This window comes from Cloacibacterium normanense (assembly GCF_003860565.1).
GTDB classification, from domain to species: Bacteria; Bacteroidota; Bacteroidia; order Flavobacteriales; family Weeksellaceae; genus Cloacibacterium; species Cloacibacterium normanense.
Genome location: NZ_CP034157.1, coordinates 2,368,568 through 2,386,076, shown reverse-complemented (window position 1 = coordinate 2,386,076; position 17,509 = coordinate 2,368,568). Strand labels below are relative to the sequence as shown.

Below are 17,509 nucleotides of genomic sequence, written 5' to 3'. Positions count from 1 at the left end.
AATATTATTAATATTATTTCTTTGTTTTGTTTTTAGTAGAAGACTGTAAAATCTTTTCTAAAATTCTTAGCGTGATGAGGTACGTTGGTTTTACGCCCGTTAATCCCAAACCGCCAGAAGAAAGGGTGGAACCTGTTTCTAGTGGATTATCAGAAGCATAGTACGCATACATTACAAATAAATCTTCTGAAATGTGTTTTCTGATTTTAGAAGCCACTTGTATTGCCTTTTGATAATGCGCGCCTTCCATTTCTAACCCGATTGATTTCCAAGAAGTAGTCATGAAATAAGTAAGAATATCTTTATTTTGTAAAGAAGTTCCAAGAACGGTAATCATACTGCCTTCAAAGGCTCTAAGTTCATCATCCACAAAATCTTCTAATTTAAGAGCGTTTTCAAAAGGGTAGTTATCTGCAGTTCCTTCAAAAATATGTGACGTAGGAATCATAATATCACCTTTTTCGCCCGTTAAAATACCTGCTTTCCCCATAATGGAAACAGATTTTACATTCATGGTGTACACATTTCCTTCGTATTCGAATGGTCTTAATAACTCATCCATCACTTCAAAAGCCTGTTCACCAAAAGCGTAATCAAAAACCATTAAAACATCATCTCCTTTGTATCCAGAATTGGCAAATGGAGAGTTTTTGAGGTCTACTTTTGATAAATCAATTAACTGTACATCTATATTACTACCAGAATTATCGTCTATGTAAATCATTTCTTTAGAAATTGCATATTCCAGAACTTTATCTCTAAGTTCCTTTTTGTTAGAAATTTCTTCGTAAAGTGAATAATCTACATCTTTAGTATTCTTTTTCTTCAATGCGTCATTGGCAAAAAGCATGTTTTTTACCGAGTGCATATTCGCAGAAATAATATGTAAAGGTCTGTTTAATAAATTGTTATCTCCTAGAACTTGTTTTACGTGATTTGCCCATTTTTCACCGAAATAGTGGTGACCAACTCTTTCTTTTAGAATAGCACTGAAATGAATTTCTCTTTCTCTCACTTGTTTCAAGTCGTCAAAACTTACTTTTCCTAAGTGATAAATAATTTTGAAAAGTCTATCAGGATTATGGTCTTCGCCGAAATTATTATAAGCATTAAGCGTTTCTTCGAAAGTTCTTCCCAAAAGCGAAGAAAGATGAATAAGAGCTACTTCTTTTTCTTTTCTGCTGAATTTTTTCTCACCTTTTGCAACTTGTTCTATAATTTTCCAAGAACGTTTTGGTTCTCCGTCTTCATCAATTAAGAAAGCAATGTTTCTTATTTTGTCTGCTTCTATATATAAAAAGGTAAGGTGAGTTAGAATATCATAAATTTCTGAACGACCAAGTAGAACTTCTATGTTCATTTGGTGTTCATCTATTCTATAGCAATTTCTTCTACGTTTTTTAGGAACTATAGGTTCAAAACTTCCTTTGTCAAAACCTTCGTCTGAAGTAAGGTGAATAAATGCGCATTCTTCTATACCTTCTGGTAATCTGTCTAATACATATAATAAACCATCTAGTTCTACTTTATTAGGAACATTCATGGTTCCGTAGATTTCTGGATTGATGATTTTTAGAAGGCTTCTAATGCTATCACCCGAAACTCCTGAAGGTTTAAAAAATCCTCTGTAAAACAAATGTCTCATAGAGACATAAATTCTTTCGATTGCTTCTGTTGTTTCTCTTGCTCTAGAATTTGCCATATATATTTTGTTTTTAAAAAAGTCTACAAAGATACAATTTTTATTTTGAATTTAAGATAAAGTACTTAATTGTATTGATTTTGAGGTGTTTAAGTTATTTTTTTTTCAAATGATTTTGTTTCTCTAAAGTATGAACAAAAGCACAAACAAAGATTAATTTTACATTAAAATAGATTTAAGTTATCGGTTTTACTAATTTTCTAATTTAAAATCTATATAAAATTTATGATTACCCTTAAAATTTTAGGGGTATTTTATAAAAGTTTCGATTTTTTACTTAAATTTGCTGAAAATTTTAACACCTATATGTCAACATTAAGATTTAAAGCGTTAGAAACGCTTCCTTTTAAAAACTTTAGAAAAGATAATCATGTAGATGTTCCTGCAAAATTATCAGAATTGTATTGCGAAAATGTTTTCTCTGAAGAAACCATGAGAGAATATTTAACCAAAGAAGCATTTCAGTCTATCTTAGATGCTATAAGAAAAGGAACAAAAATCCAAAGACATATCGCAGATCAGGTTGCTGTAGCAATGAAAGATTGGGCTTTGTCTAAAGGAGTGACTCACTACACTCACTGGTTTCAGCCATTAACTGGAGCTACTGCAGAAAAGCACGATTCATTTTTTACTCCAATTGAAGGGGGAAGAGCTATCGAAAGATTTAACGGTGGAATGCTTATTCAGCAAGAACCAGACGCTTCTTCTTTCCCAAATGGTGGAATTAGAAATACTTTCGAAGCGAGAGGTTATACCGCTTGGGATCCTACTTCTCCAGCTTTTATTATGGGAACTACACTTTGTATTCCTTCTATTTTCATTTCTTATACTGGTGAAACATTAGATTACAAAGCACCATTATTAAGAGCTTTACATGCTGTAGACGAAGCCGCAACAGAAGTAATGCAATATTTTGACAAAAATGTAACGAAGGTGGTTCCTACTCTAGGTTGGGAACAAGAATACTTTTTAGTTGATTCTGCATTATATCAATCAAGACCAGACTTAGTATTAACTGGTAAAACATTGTTAGGACATTCTCCAGCAAAAGGTCAACAGTTAGATGATCATTATTTCGGTTCTATTCCTACTAGAGTGATGAATTTTATGAAGGAGCTAGAAATAGAATGTATGAAATTAGGAATTCCTGTTACAACTAGACATAATGAAGTTGCTCCAAATCAATTTGAGTTGGCTCCAATGTTTGAAGAAGCAAACGTAGCTGTAGACCACAATTCATTATTAATGGATGTAATGGCAAGAGTAGCTCACAAACATCATTTCCATATTTTATTACACGAAAAACCATTTGCTGGAGTAAACGGAAGTGGAAAACACAATAACTGGTCACTTTCTACAGATACTGGCGAAAATTTACTAAGCCCAGGGAAAAATCCTAAGAAAAACTTACAGTTTTTGACTTTCTTCGTGAATACGATTAAAGCAGTTCATGAATATGCAGATTTATTAAGAGCAAGCATTGCTTCTGCAAGTAATGACCACAGATTAGGAGCTAACGAAGCGCCACCAGCAATTATTTCTGTTTTCATCGGTTCTCAATTATATAGTGTACTTTCTGAATTAGAAAAAGTAACTAATGGAAAACTTTCTCCAGAAGAAAAGACAGAATTAAAACTAAATGTAGTAGGTAAAATTCCAGAAATTTTATTAGACAATACAGATAGAAACAGAACTTCGCCTTTTGCATTTACAGGAAATAAATTTGAGATTAGAGCGGTAGGTTCTTCTGCAAATTGTGCAGAATCTATGACGGTAATGAACACCATCGCTGCAAAACAATTAAAAGAATTCAAAAAAGAAGTAGATGCTTTAATTGAAAAAGGTCTTAAAAAAGATGAAGCTATTTTCAATGTGTTAAGAGAATACATCAAACAATCGAAAAACATCATGTTCGAAGGAGATGGATATTCTGATGACTGGGCAAAAGAAGCGCAGAAAAGAGGTTTATCTAACCTTAAAACTACTCCAGAAGCTTTGGAAAGAGAAATGGACAAAAAGTTCGTGAAACTTTACGAAGAAATGGGCGTTTTCTCTCATGTAGAAGTAGAAGCTAGAAACGAAATTAAGTTAGAAAAATATTCTACAGTAATTGATATTGAAGCTAGAGTTTTGGCAGATATTGCTAGAAATCACATCATTCCAGCTGCATTAAACTATCAGAACAGATTGATAGACAATGTGAAAGGATTAAAAGAAATTTTCGGAGATAAAGAATTCAAGGCTTTAGCAAAAGAACAAATGAGTTTAATTACTCAGATTTCTGAAAACGTTTCTATTATTAAGTTAGGAGTAGAAGAGTTGTTAAAAGCAAAAGATAAAGCAAAATCTACTACCAACTCGCAGAAACAGGCAGAAGCCTATTGTAACGAAGTGAAGCCATTGTTTGATAAAATTAGGGAAGCATCAGACGCATTAGAAATGATGGTAGATGATGAGCTTTGGCCACTCACAAAATACAGAGAATTATTATTCACTAGATAATCACAACTTCCCTCTCCTTTTCGAGAGGGATTTTTTTTTAATAATTAATATGAAAATAGATATCCTAAAAACCGAATCCCATCACAAAGATTTCCAAAAATTAGTCTACGAATTAGATCTTTATCTTGCAGAAATAGATGGAGAAGACCATTCTTTTTATGCTCAATATAATAAGCTAGATGCTATAAAAAACTGTATTATTATTTATTTAGACAAAGAACCCATTGCTTGTGGTGCTTATAAAAAATATGATGACCAAACCATCGAAGTTAAGAGAATGTTTACCAAAGAAAAATATAGAGGAAAAGGCTATGCTAAAATGGTGCTTTTGCTTTTAGAAAAATGGGCAAAAGAAGAAGGTTACAATTTTTCTGTTTTAGAAACTGGAGTTCAGCAAGTTTCGGCGGTTCATCTTTATGAAAAGTCCGGCTATTCACGTATTCCTAATTATGAACCTTATGAAAATGTAGAAAATAGCATTTGTTTTCTAAAACAGTTAGTGTATTGATTTTAAGAAATTTACATAATAAATTTAATAATAAAGAATTTCCTTCGTTAAAGTTTACATCATTATAGACTAGCGTTATATAATTTATAGATTTTGACAATATTTTGTTAAAAAGTCTTAAAAAAAAATTCCGCAGGATTTCCAAAATAGGAGCCTCGCGGTATTTTTTTTTTAACAAATGAAAGACAAATGTTAAAAATTGTTAAAATTTTTGATTAGCTGACAATTATCAAGTCCTAAAAAACTTGGATGATATACTTTTGTCTTGTCTAAAAAAGAAATCTACTCAGATAATCAAATAAATATGAAGAAAAGAGTTTTGCTAAGTTTGGTTGCAATTATTTCCATCTTCTCGTTGCAATCTTGTGTTACAAACTATGTTGTTTCTACACCTACTAAGTACAAATCTAGTACCAACTTAGAGAAAATTAATACTAGAAATATGAACTCTGCAAGTAAAAGTTCTTATGATAGTTATAATGCCTCTTTTGAAATGGCAAAAAAATCAGAAATGGCTGCTTTGATTACAGGAGCGATTTCTCACGCTAAAACGATTGATGATATTCTAAGTGAAGCGAATACATATCTTGGAACTCCTTACAGATTTGGTGGTTCTACCAGAAGTGGAATAGATTGTTCAGCATTCGTTTTAAATGTTTACGAAGAAACTACAGGTTTAGAATTGCCAAGAGTAGCGGCAGAACAAGCTGAGCTAGGAGAAAGAGTAGAGAGACAGCAATTGCAAAAAGGAGATTTAGTTTTCTTTGCGCACAACAGGAGAATCTCTCACGTAGGAATAGTACAAGAAGTTACACCAGAAGGAGAAATTAAATTTATTCATGCAGCTACTTCTAGAGGCGTTATGGTTTCTTCACTTAATGATTCTTATTGGGGACCAAAATATAGATTTGCCAAAAGAATTCTAAAAGAAGATCAAAATATTGCTACTGCAGAAGCAACGAATTAATATAGATTAATTAAATTAAATAGTTGAGTTGTCCTAAAAAAGGTTGACTCGTTAATAATTCAAATATAGTTAAATCGTAGCAGAATTAATTCTGTTACGATTTATTTTTTTCCATTGTTTTAAATGTATTATTGTTTGTTGATGCGCTTGGTTTGGAGTTATCATATTAATTGACATATGTATTCTAAAATTGTTGTATAAAGTTATGGCTTGTGTAACTTGTTTGTTTAAATTTTGATAGTTTTCAAATATTTCATGTAAACCAAATTCTTCTTTTAAAATTCCATTTACTCTTTCTGCTACTGCATTTTCATATGGGTCGTTTTCTTGCGTCATACTAATTAAAATATTGTTTTTCTTTAACAAATCGGTATATTCTTTACTGCAATATTGTAAACCTCTATCAGAATGGTGTATAAGTTGATTTTTTGTTTCCCTGTTAATCAAAGCCATTTCTAAAGCTTTTACTGTAGTTGAACTCATTAAATTATCTGACAGTTGATAACCAACGATTTTCTTGGAACAAGCATCAGTGAGTAAATGCAAATAGTATGTTTTCTCTTTTGTTCGTAAATAAGTTATATCAGCAACCCAAACTTGATCAGGCCTGTTAAGTACTAAATTGCTAATTAAATTTGGATAGCGTTTCATCCAATGTCTTGAGTTTGTTGTTTTGTAATATCTTCGAACTTTAGGTACTTTTAAATATTCTGCTTTTAAAAAATCTAAAAAATTATCCCGACCAATTGATATATGATGTTTTATAAATTCATCTTGTAACATTACATAAAGTTTCTTGCCACCTGTTCGTGGTAATTGCTTACGAATAGTAACTACTAAACTTCGTAATAATTCTGAGTTGTATTTAGGTGTTCTAACGTTTTTCTTTCGCTTGTAAAATGCTTGTTTTGTGTATCCAAACAGTTCGCATAATTCATAAGTGGCCAATGAACTATTTACATTTATTTCTTCGACTGCTTGGAACCAGACTTTTTTACAATATCAATTTTAAGTTCACGTTCAGCTATTTCAATAAATCGTTTGAATACTTTTAATTCTTCTTCTTTTTTTGCTAATTGAGCTTCTAGCTCTTTTATACGCTGTTGTTGAGGATCTTTCATAGGACGACCAATAGTTAATTTATCTTCATAGGTAAATTTACCATATTTTTTTAACCATCTTGGTAGACAACTATTGCCTAGAATATTGTAACGTCTTCGAAGTTCTGCTTTAGTAAATAAACCCCTCTCAAATTCACTTACAACTTGACGTTTAAATGCTTCGCTATAAATTTGTGGGGCACTTGGAATTTTTGAAATTTTCTTTTTTGTTGACATATTATCTAATTTTTAGTCAACTTTTTTCAGGACAAGACAAGTGATAAAAAACCTCCGCAAATCGTTGCGGAGGTTTTTTTATTTATACGAGTGAATTCTTATCTGCGTAATTTAATTTAAAGAAAATAGCGGTCATAATAGAGAATGCTAAAAACGAACTTCCTCCGTAACTGAAGTAAGGTAATGGAATTCCCACTGTAGGAAATAGTCCCATTACCATTCCTAAATTGATGGAAAAGTGCATGAGTAATATTCCAGCAAAACAATAACCGAAAACTCGATTAAAAGTATTTTTTTGAGTCTCGGCTAAGTAAAATATTCTGCCAATATAAATAGCATAAAATAGCACCAAAAGAAAACTTCCGAAGAAGCCCCATTCTTCTCCCACTGTACAGAAAATATAGTCTGTTTCTTGTTCAGGAACGAATTTCCCTTGAGTTACAGAACCTTGTTTATAACCTTTTCCCCAAAATCCGCCAGAACCAATAGCCGTTTTAGAATACAATAAGTTATAACCAGAAGTGTCTCGGAAAGCTTTTTCACCTTTGTAGAGAACTTCTATTCTTTCTCGCTGATGCTTTGGTAGTTTTTCCATGATTTTTGGAGTTCCAAAACTGATGCCGGCTAAAATTCCCAAACTTCCGACAATGGTGACTATCGTAGGAACGCTCCAATGAATTTTTTGATAATTAAAGAGAATGAAAATGAGGACTAAACCTACTAGAACTCCAGTAATGTAAAGAGGATTAAACGCAATCGACAAAAGAAAAACAGCGGCTAAAACAAACCCTACTATAAATAGCCAGCCATTTAAACCTTCTCTGTATAAAGCAATTGCAAATGCAGTAAATACTAATAATGAACCTACATCTGGAATGGATAAAACAACTAAAGCTGGCACTCCAATAATCGCTAAAACCGTCAACTGTGATTTTCTCATTTTCAGATTAAAATCAGGTCCAGAAACGTAATTGGCGAGCATAAGTGCTGTTCCGATTTTTGCGAATTCAACGGGTTGCATGGTAAATCCGCCAAACTTGTACCAGTTTTTTTGACCTAAAATTTCAGTTCCAAAAACATGTAAACCTGCTAATGAAAGGACGCCCAATATGAAAAAAATTCCTGCAAAGTTTTCAAAAAACTTTGTTCTCATGGTGAAAATTACAAGTCCTACCACGAGTGAAATTCCAAAAAATATAAATTGTTTGGTTCCTAATCCTTCGTCTACACTATAAATATTTGCTATTGCAAAAAGTGAAATAGCCAAGTATAGAAAAATGCCAAGTTTATCAATTCCTTCTGCCCATTTCATCTTTTACGTTTTATTATTTTTAGTGGTGTCTTTTAATTTTTTAGGGTTTTGTGCTGCCTTCTTTTCATTGAGTAATCTTAGGCTGTCTTCTAGTTTTTTCAATTGAATAGGGTCTGGTTTTGGCGCGGTATACCAACCTTTTTTGGTAAGATGATTGATGTACATTCGCTTGTACTCTCCCATGAAACTAGATTTTATCATTCTATCATAAAGATGAGGTCTCTTAATATCTCCTAACAAATATTTTTCAGCGATGATGGTAGAAGCTGGACCTGCCCAAGTTGCACCAAAACCAGCGTGTTCTATTACTGCAACTACTACAATTTTTGGTTTATCAGCAGGTGCTGCCATTACAAAAATTGAATTATCTTTTCCTCCAGGAACCTGTGCAGTTCCTGTTTTTCCGAGTTGTGTGAATTCTTTAGAAGCAAGTCCTCTAGCTGTTCCGCCAATGAAAACATCTTTCATACCTTTTAGAACCACATCAAAATATCTAGGTTCTACTTTGGTCACATGTTTTTTCTTAAATCTTTCGTCTGGATTAGGTTTTCCGTCAATAGATTTCACAATATGTGGTGTAAAATACCAACCTCTATTAACAATAGCGGCAGTAAAATTTGCCATTTGAAGCGGAGTAAGTAGAACGTCTCCTTGTCCCATTCCATTAAAAATAGCAGATTCATACGGATGCCATTTTTCCCCTAATCTTTTGGTATAAAATTCTCCAGATGGAATTTTTCCTTTTGCACCAACTGCCAAGTCATTATTCATAAATTCTCCTAAACCGAAGCTATTCATGATTTCTTTCCATTCATCTATGGCTCTGTTTCTTCCTTTTGGGCCGTATTTTTCGGTGATTTTATAATAAACACTAGAAAAATAATTGTTGCAAGATTTTTCTATGGCTTTTTCCATTCCGATTGGCCAAAAAGTTCCACAGTGACAACCGATGGTATGTCTTCCCATTCTATAGCCATGTCTACATGTAAATTTTGTAGAATCACTGATGACTTTCATCTGATAGCCAGCTAGTGCAGTCAATAATTTAAAAGGCGAACCTGGAGGATAAGCTGCCTGAACTGAACGGTCATAAGTAGGTTTGTTATCATAGATGGTGTCGTTTGCCAATCTATAAATATTTCTTTTTTTGTTAGGCCCTGTAAAAAGATTTGGGTCTATGTCTGGCCCAGTTGCGAGCGCTAAAATTTCTCCATTATTTGGGTCAAGTGCTACAATTGCACCATGCTTATTCACGAGCATTTCTTCTGCAATTCTTTGCAAATCATAGTCTATGGTAAGCGTTAAATCTTTACCAGAAACCACTTCTTTATCTAACTCACCGTTTTTATAAGGACCTACATTTCTCAGTTTAATGTCTTTCTGAATGTAGCGCATTCCTTTTTCGCCACGCAATTGTTTTTCGTAGGCGCGCTCTATTCCTGTAATCCCAGCAATATCACCAGGCAAATAATAAAGAGAATCTTTTTTGATGTAATTTTCGTTGACCTGATTGGTATAGCCAAGTAAATTTCCTGAAGTAGAAACTTCATACTTACGTTGAGGTCTTTCTACAATGTTAAAAGCTGGATATTTGAAGATAATTTCTTGAATTCTAGCGATTTCCTCTCTGCTCATATCACTTTTGAAAGTCATAGGAGTGAGCTTAGAGTAATATTTTTCCTTTTTAATGGACTCTATTTTTTTGATGAAATCTTTTTTGTTGATTTTTAATAAATTACAAAAACCCAAAGTGTCAAAATCTGGCGTCATTTGACTTTGGGTAAAAGAAATTTCATAAGAAGGCTGGTTACCTACTAAAATTTTTCCGTTTCGGTCAAAGATTATTCCACGTTGAGGAATGACATAGTCTATTTTGATAGAAGTATTGGCGGCATTGAGCGCATATCTATCTGTAAGCAACTGTAAATAGACCAATCTTGCCACAAAAATTGCGGCAATGAGAAAGAGAAATAAGGTAATTTTATAATAGGCTGTTTTCAAACTTTTTCTTTGATTTTAAATGCTAACGAATAGAGGAGTACAAATATTATAGAAATAACACTGGTTACTAAAATATTAAGTATTACTTCAAAAAACCTGTCGAATTTAAAAAATTCTATACTCTGAACTAATAGTTGATGCACAAAAATACTTGAAAAAATATAAAATAGAAACTGCGACCACTGAAGATTATGGAAAGAAAATACATCCGAAGAGACTTCTGTGGAAGTTTTGAAAATAATGGTTCTAAAATAGGCGATAAGTGTAGTGGCAAATGCATTGATACCCCAAGTTCCTAAAAATGCGTCTATAGATAATCCTAAAATAAAACTCGCCGATAGGAAAATATAGAGATTCCTGTAAAAAGGATAAAACAAAACAAAAATAATGTAGATGACAGGAGTATATTTACCAGCAATATCTATTCTGTTAAATAAAAATATTTGCAATGTGACTAACATTGCGATTAATAAAACATCTGTAAATAAATTTCTACTGATCATTGTTTATCGTGGCATCAAGGGTATCTTGAATTTGTTTTACTTCTAATTTTTTTAAATTTCTTACAACATAAACTTTGTTAAGTTGTCCCATTTTTTGGCTAAGTTCTACAGAAATATCCCAATATCCCGTTTTAGAATCTACTTCGTAGCCAGCAACTCTACCAATCATAATTCCTTGTGGGAAAATTGCAGATTTGCCATCTGTAACTACGGTGTCGCCAACTTTTATCGGCACATATTTAGGAATGTCTGATAAATGCATGGTTCTAGAATTTTCGCCTCTCCAGGTAAGCGTTCCGAAAAATCCAGAATCTTTAAGAGAAGCATTAATTCTAATTTTGTTCATGCTGAGTACAGATTGTACTAATGCATAATTATTAGTGGTATTGATCACAATTCCTGCAATTCCTTGTGGTGCAATTACACCCATTTTAGGGAAAACACCATGTCTTTTTCCTCTGTTGATGGTAAAATAATTGTCTTTTCTAATGATAGAATTATTTACAATTTCACCATCTACGAAAGTGTAAATCTGTCCACCACCAATCGTGTCGGTAACTCTTACAAAACTAGGATTTTTAATTTTTTCTTTACCGTATAATTCTTGCATCAGCGTTTTATTCTGAGCAACTAATTCTTCATTAATTTGCTTCAGTTTTAAGTAGCTGGTTCCTTCGTCTATGTAACCAGAAACCCAAGCATTAAACGCGGTAGTTTGTGCTGCAATAAAAGATTGTTGCATTGAGTTTCTACTGAAAATCAATGTTACGGCAATTATTTGTAAAAAAAGAAAGAACAGAAATAATCCGTTCTTGCTAAATAATCTTATCAAAAACCCCATTCTATAACTAGGTTTTTACTTATTTTATAAGGAAATTAAATTTATCCATGTTTTTAAGAGCAATACCTGTTCCACGAACAACTGCTCTTAATGGGTCTTCTGCTACGAAAACTGGTAATCCTGTTTTCTTGTGAAGTCTGTCTGCTAAACCTCTTAATAAAGCACCACCACCAGCTAAATAAATACCAGTTTTGTAAATATCTGCTGCTAATTCTGGCGGAGTAAGAGAAAGCGTTTCCATTACTGCATCTTCTATTCTGATGATAGATTTATCTAGAGCTCTTGCGATTTCTTTATAACCTACCATAATTTCTTTTGGTTTACCGGTAATTAAATCTCTACCTTGTACTGGAATATCTTCTACATCTACATCTAATTCTTCTACTGCAGAACCTACTTCTATTTTCACTCTTTCTGCTGTTCTTTCTCCGATGTATAAATTATGATGCGTTCTTAAATAATAAGCAATATCATTCGTGAAAACATCACCTGCAATTTTCACAGATTTATCACAAACAATACCACCAAGAGCCACTACTGCAATTTCTGTAGTACCACCACCTATATCGATAATCATGTTACCTTCAGGTTTTTGTACATCAATTCCTACACCTATTGCTGCAGCCATTGGTTCATAAATTAATCTTACTTCTTTAGCATTAACTTTTTGAGCAGAATCTCTTACCGCTCTTTTTTCTACTTCTGTAATACCAGAAGGAATACAAATTACAATTCTAAGAGAAGGCTGAATTAATTTTCCTTTGATACCAGGAATTTGTTTAATAAATTCCTTAATCATGTGTTCAGATGCAGCAAAATCTGCAATTACACCATCTTTTAGCGGACGAATCGTTTTAATATCTTCGTGCGTTTTTCCTTGCATGTGTTTCGCTTGTTCTCCTACGGCAATTGCTTTTCCAGATGAACGCTCGATAGCCACGATTGACGGCTGGTCAATCACGATTTTATTATTATGTATGATAAGTGTGTTCGCTGTTCCTAAGTCTATCGCAATTTCTTGCGTGAACATATCAAATAACCCCATTTTCTTCTATAAATTTTTAAGTGACAAAGATATAAATTTCAGAGCATTTAAAAATAATGAAAAACAAAAAATATCGTTAAAATTTTATAAATTTTTAAATGCTTGTTGTAACTTTAAACTCGAAACTTTAAAAATTATTTTTCTCTGTTGAGAATTTAATGAATTTCAATTCTTAAAATAATTTAATATTCAGATTTTCAAATGATTAAAAGAATTAGCCCACAAGAGACCTATCTTCTTAGACGAGAAATCCTTAGAAAAAATCTTCCTCAAGAATCTCATGAATTTAATGGTGATTTTGATGACCAAACTTTTCATCTAGGTTATTTTGTGGAAGATAGAATTGTGGGGATTATCACGGTCTTGCAAAATGGAGAAATTGCTCAAATTAGAGGAATGGCAGTTTCAGAAGATTATCAAGGAAAAGGTATAGGGAAAAAATTGGTAGAAATGGCTGAGGAAATTTTGAGAGAAGCACAAATTCAAAAAATTTGGATGAATGCCAGAGAAACAGCTGCGGAATTTTACCAAAAATTAGGGTATAAAATTGAAGGTGAATTGTTTAACATAAAACCTATCGGGTTTCATTATGTAATGACCAAATATTTCAATTCATAACATCTATTAAAATATGATGAAAATTAGAAATTTTATATCATAATAATGATTAAATTTGCAAACTTGAAATGAATTCTCTTGCGAAGACATATAATACACAGAACTTCACTGTTTTAAGCATTAGTTTTGAAAAAGCCAATGCCGAAATCAGAGGTAAATTTGCGTTTTTTGATGAACACGTAAAACAGTTCGTAAAAGAAATTCATGAAAAGAAACTTGGTGATGCATTTGTAGTTTCTACTTGTAACAGAACCGAAATCTACACTACTTCTCATAATTATATTGCGATTGCAGAGATGTATTGCAAGAGTGTAGACGTAAGTTTGATGGATTTCATGCAGTTTGTAAATGTGATGAAAAACGAAGAAGCGCTTTATCATCTATTCAGGGTTTCTGCAGGCTTAGAAAGTCAGATTTTAGGAGACTTCGAAATTATTGGTCAGATAAAAAATGCTTACCATCGATTCAAAAAACACAAAAGTTTTAGCAATCCTTACTTAGAGAGAGCCATCAATTCGGCGATTCAAATTTCTAAAAGAATTAAAAACGAAACCGCACTTTCAAACGGAGCAGCTTCTGTTTCTTATGCAGCGGTTCATTATATCTTAAAAACTCAAAAACAGATTTCAGAAAAGAATATTCTCCTTTTAGGAACTGGCGAAATCGGTCAAAATACTGTAGAAAATTTGGTGAAACATGTTTATCAGCCAAAAGTAAAAATCGCCAACCGTTCTTATGAAAAAGCTGAGAAAATTGCAGAAAAGTATAGTATTCCGCAAATTGCTTTTGAAAATTTTGAAGAAGAACTGAAATCTACAGATATTCTTATCGTTGCAACTGGCGCTTCTCATCCGATTATTCACCAAAAACATTTTCCAAATGGAAAAGAAACATTGGTGATAGACCTTTCTATTCCAAATAATGTAGATAAAAAAGTAGCGGAAAGTAAAGCGGTGCAATTGGTAGACGTAGACGAATTGTCTAAGCATATTCAAGAAACCATCGAGCAACGCAAGAAAGAAATTCCTAAAGCGGAGAAAATCATCAAGGAAATGACCAAAGAATTTTTGGCTTGGGAAAGAAAAAGAAAATTCGCACCGAATATTCATCAGTTCAAAGCTGCGCTGAAACATATCGAAGACCATGAAATGCATAATTTCCACAGAAAACACAGATATGTGGATATAGAAGACATGGAACTCACCGAAAAATTGATTCAAAAAATCACCAATAGATTTGCGAAATATATCATCGAAAATCCGCTTCGTGCTGAAGAAGTTACTAAGTTGATGAACGAAATTTTGGTAGAACAACCTAAAGAAGAGTTCAACAAAAAACATCAGTAATTTTAGAATTTACGATTTAGGATTTACGAAGTTTTCAAGAAAATAAATTTTTATAATGATTAGAATAGGTACCAGAAATTCGCCTCTTGCAATGTGGCAAGCAAAAGAAGTAGAACAAAAATTACAAAATTTAGGCTACGAAACAGTGCTGGTTCCTGTGCTTTCTTCTGGTGATAAAAATCTTAATCAACCACTTTATTCTCTAGGAATTACGGGCGTTTTTACCAAAGATTTGGACATCGCTTTACTCAATAATGAAATAGATATTGCAGTACATTCTCTGAAAGATGTTCCTACCATTTTACCTCAAAATATAGAAGTTTCTGCCGTTCTAGAAAGAGATTTTCCGCAAGATGTTTTGGTGAGAAAATCTTCTTCTAAAAATAAAGATTTAGCAGAACTTAAAATCGCAACCAGCAGTTTGAGAAGAAGAGCTTTTTGGTCAGAAAAATTCCCGAACACTCAGTTTTCAGATATCAGAGGAAATGTTCAGACGCGTCTAAAGAAATTAGAAGAAGGAGATTTTGATGCTACGCTTTTTTCTTTGGCAGGTATTAAAAGAATGGAAATGGAGTTGGAATATGAAATGCTAGATTTTATGATTTCTGCGCCTAGTCAAGGAGTTGTAGCGATTTCCAGTAGAGTAGATGATGTAGAAACCAAAGCAATTTTGCAAAAAATCAATCATAAAACCACTCAAATTTGCGTTGAAATAGAACGTAATTTCCTCAGAACTTTAGAAGGTGGCTGTACTGCGCCAATTGGAGCCATCGCAGTTTTTGAAGAAAATAAAATCAAATTTTCGGGAAGATTAAATTCTTTAGATGGAAGTAAAACGATAAATGTAGTTGAAGAATTTGAATATGATGATTCTGAAAATTACGGTAAAAAATTTGCAGAATTTGTGCTAAAAAACGGAGGAAAAGAAATGATGGAAGAAATTAAGAAACAAATAAAGGAATAGAGTCGTCATGAAAATCCTTTTCACCAAAACCGGAATCGAACATGAGGTTTCAGAGAAATTAGAAACCGGTTTTTCTTGTGATTTTAAGGATTTTATAGCGATTGAAAAAATTAAAACCAAACCTTTTCCACTTAAGAATTCTTCACTTATTTTCACGAGTGTAAATGCTGTAAAATCTTTCTTTGAAAATGGCTTTCAGCCGAATGAAAACTTTCAAGAAGTACATTATAATAAAATCTACGCAGTAGGTCTTAAAACCAAAAAAGAATTGAGAAATAACGGTTTTGGAACCTTTAAAGTGAAGAAACATCTTAATGATTTGTCTGAATTTATTCTCAAGCATAGTCAAAAAGAAAATTTTATTCACTTCTGTGGAAATTTAGCGCTTGATATTTTAGATAAAGCATTACCACTGCAGAATATTTCTTACAAAAAAGTAGTGCTTTACCATACTAAAATTCTCTACCCAAAAATTCATGAAAAATATGAGGCTGTAGTTTTTTTTAGTCCAAGTGGAGTTCGTAGTTTTGCGAAGTTTAATTCCTTAGAAAATTTGAAAATCTTTTCTATCGGACAAACGACAGAAAAGGAGCTGAGAAAATTTACACAAAATAAAATTTTTACCAGTAAAGAAAGCAATTTAGAAGATTTAATTAAAATAATAATGTCTCACAGATAGCACAGATTTTTAATTTAAAATTTAATTCTTTCATTGATTGAAATTAAATCAGTTAAAGACTAAGAAATAGAAATCTTGAATTTATTTTCTGTGAAAATCTGTGTAATCTGTGAGAAGCAAAATAATAAAAATGATAAAAAACGACCTATATTTAAGAGCATTACGAGGCGAAACTGTAGAAAGACCACCGGTTTGGATGATGAGACAAGCAGGAAGATATTTGCCAGAATTCATTGCACTTCGTGACCAATATGATTTCTTCACGCGTTGTCAAACTCCAGAATTGGCAGCAGAAATTACTGTTCAACCGATTAGAAGATTTCCGCTAGATGCAGCGATTTTATTTTCTGATATTTTGGTAGTTCCACAAGCGATGGGAATTGATTTCAAAATGAAAGAATCAGTTGGACCATGGCTAGATACACCAATTAGAAGCTTAGAACAAGTACAAAATCTTCAAGTAGAAGGAGCAGAAGAAAATCTGAAATATGTTTATGATGCAATTGACATCACTTTACAGAAATTAGAAAACGAAATTCCTTTGATTGGTTTTGCTGGTTCACCTTGGACACTTCTTTGTTATGCAGTAGAAGGAAAAGGTTCTAAATCTTTTGATATTGCGAAGTCGTTTTGCTTTACTCAACCAGAAGCAGCGCATTTGCTTTTACAAAAAATTACAGATGTAACCATCGCTTATTTAAAGAGAAAAGTACAAAGCGGAGTTTCTGCGGTACAGATTTTTGATTCTTGGGGCGGAATGCTTTCTCCTGAAGATTATCAAGAGTTTTCTTGGAAATATATCAATCAAATTGTAGAAGCTTTAGCTCCAGAAGCTCACGTTGTAGTTTTTGCGAAAGGTTGTTGGTATGCTTTAGAAGAAATGACTAAATCTAAAGTTTCTGCTCTTGGTGTAGATTGGACGATTACACCAGAATTGGCAAGAAAATTTACCAATAATTCTATAACCCTTCAAGGGAATTTTGATCCTGCAAGATTACATTCTTCGCCAGAAGTCATTAGAAAAATGGTTCATGAAATGATTGATAGATTTGGCAAAGACAAATACATTGCTAATCTAGGTCACGGAATTTTGCCAAACATTCCTTTAGAAAACGCCGAAGCTTTTATTAGAGCAGTGGTAGAATGGAAGGGTTAAAAACCCATCTTTATATAAATTAAAAATC

Annotated in this window: 15 protein-coding genes; 8 read left to right on the top strand and 7 right to left on the bottom strand. The window is 32.7% G+C overall.

Annotation, left to right across the window (positions count from 1 at the left end; genetic code table 11):
- Window positions 1-13 precede the first annotated feature (13 nt).
- The gene (locus EB819_RS10925; RefSeq protein WP_069797476.1) at window positions 14-1,702 is read right to left on the bottom strand and encodes a DUF6909 family protein; all 1,689 of its coding nucleotides are present in this window, start codon (window positions 1,700-1,702) and stop codon (window positions 14-16) included.
- 306 nt (window positions 1,703-2,008) lie between these two features.
- Between EB819_RS10925 and EB819_RS10920 the strand changes: the two genes are divergently transcribed.
- The 3 genes from EB819_RS10920 (at window position 2,009) to EB819_RS10910 (ending at window position 5,679) form a co-directional block, all read left to right on the top strand.
- The gene (locus EB819_RS10920) at window positions 2,009-4,204 is read left to right on the top strand and encodes a glutamine synthetase III family protein (RefSeq protein ID WP_069797486.1); all 2,196 of its coding nucleotides are present in this window, start codon (window positions 2,009-2,011) and stop codon (window positions 4,202-4,204) included.
- Window positions 4,205-4,253: 49 nt separating this feature from the next.
- Window positions 4,254-4,712 carry a GNAT family N-acetyltransferase gene (locus tag EB819_RS10915; protein ID WP_069797478.1) on the top strand — a complete coding sequence of 153 codons (459 nt, stop codon included), beginning with the start codon at window positions 4,254-4,256 and terminating at the stop codon, window positions 4,710-4,712.
- Window positions 4,713-5,016: 304 nt separating this feature from the next.
- Window positions 5,017-5,679, top strand: a complete 663-nt coding sequence (locus EB819_RS10910; RefSeq protein WP_069797488.1) for a C40 family peptidase — start codon at window positions 5,017-5,019, stop codon at window positions 5,677-5,679.
- A 69-nt stretch (window positions 5,680-5,748) separates the two neighbouring features.
- On the opposite strand, the gene EB819_RS10905 is transcribed toward EB819_RS10910, so the two are convergent.
- From EB819_RS10905 to EB819_RS10880, 6 genes are all read right to left on the bottom strand, one after another.
- A protein-coding gene (locus tag EB819_RS10905) for an IS3 family transposase (RefSeq protein WP_124878729.1) occupies window positions 5,749-7,016 on the bottom strand; the annotation gives its coding sequence in 2 pieces (ribosomal slippage) (window positions 5,749-6,677 and window positions 6,677-7,016; 1,269 coding nt in all).
- 82 nt (window positions 7,017-7,098) lie between these two features.
- Window positions 7,099-8,328, bottom strand: a complete 1,230-nt coding sequence (gene rodA, locus EB819_RS10900; protein WP_069797436.1) for a rod shape-determining protein RodA — start codon at window positions 8,326-8,328, stop codon at window positions 7,099-7,101.
- 3 nt (window positions 8,329-8,331) lie between these two features.
- Entirely contained in the window at window positions 8,332-10,329 is a 1,998-nt protein-coding gene (locus tag EB819_RS10895; protein WP_069797434.1) for a peptidoglycan D,D-transpeptidase FtsI family protein, read from the bottom strand.
- Window positions 10,326-10,832, bottom strand: a complete 507-nt coding sequence (locus EB819_RS10890) for a rod shape-determining protein MreD (RefSeq protein ID WP_069797432.1) — start codon at window positions 10,830-10,832, stop codon at window positions 10,326-10,328. Before EB819_RS10890 ends, EB819_RS10895 begins: the two co-directional genes overlap by 4 nt.
- The gene (gene mreC, locus EB819_RS10885; protein ID WP_069797430.1) at window positions 10,822-11,673 is read right to left on the bottom strand and encodes a rod shape-determining protein MreC; all 852 of its coding nucleotides are present in this window, start codon (window positions 11,671-11,673) and stop codon (window positions 10,822-10,824) included. The genes EB819_RS10890 and mreC overlap by 11 nt, the downstream gene beginning before the upstream one ends.
- Before the next feature lie 19 nt (window positions 11,674-11,692).
- A complete protein-coding gene (locus EB819_RS10880) occupies window positions 11,693-12,718 on the bottom strand; it encodes a rod shape-determining protein (protein WP_069797428.1) in 1,026 nt (341 codons plus the stop codon).
- Between the two features lie 201 nt (window positions 12,719-12,919).
- Between EB819_RS10880 and EB819_RS10875 the strand changes: the two genes are divergently transcribed.
- From EB819_RS10875 to hemE, 5 genes are all read left to right on the top strand, one after another.
- Window positions 12,920-13,336, top strand: a complete 417-nt coding sequence (locus EB819_RS10875; protein ID WP_069797426.1) for a GNAT family N-acetyltransferase — start codon at window positions 12,920-12,922, stop codon at window positions 13,334-13,336.
- A gap of 68 nt (window positions 13,337-13,404) precedes the next feature.
- Window positions 13,405-14,682, top strand: coding sequence for a glutamyl-tRNA reductase (hemA, locus tag EB819_RS10870; RefSeq protein ID WP_069797424.1), 1,278 nt, complete (start codon window positions 13,405-13,407; stop codon window positions 14,680-14,682).
- A 55-nt stretch (window positions 14,683-14,737) separates the two neighbouring features.
- A complete protein-coding gene (hemC, locus tag EB819_RS10865) occupies window positions 14,738-15,646 on the top strand; it encodes a hydroxymethylbilane synthase (RefSeq protein WP_069797422.1) in 909 nt (302 codons plus the stop codon).
- A 7-nt stretch (window positions 15,647-15,653) separates the two neighbouring features.
- Window positions 15,654-16,325 (top strand): uroporphyrinogen-III synthase, encoded by a 672-nt coding sequence (locus EB819_RS10860; protein ID WP_069797420.1) that lies wholly within the window; start codon window positions 15,654-15,656, stop codon window positions 16,323-16,325.
- A gap of 130 nt (window positions 16,326-16,455) precedes the next feature.
- Window positions 16,456-17,481 carry a uroporphyrinogen decarboxylase gene (hemE, locus tag EB819_RS10855; protein ID WP_069797417.1) on the top strand — a complete coding sequence of 342 codons (1,026 nt, stop codon included), beginning with the start codon at window positions 16,456-16,458 and terminating at the stop codon, window positions 17,479-17,481.
- Window positions 17,482-17,509: the final 28 nt, after the last annotated feature.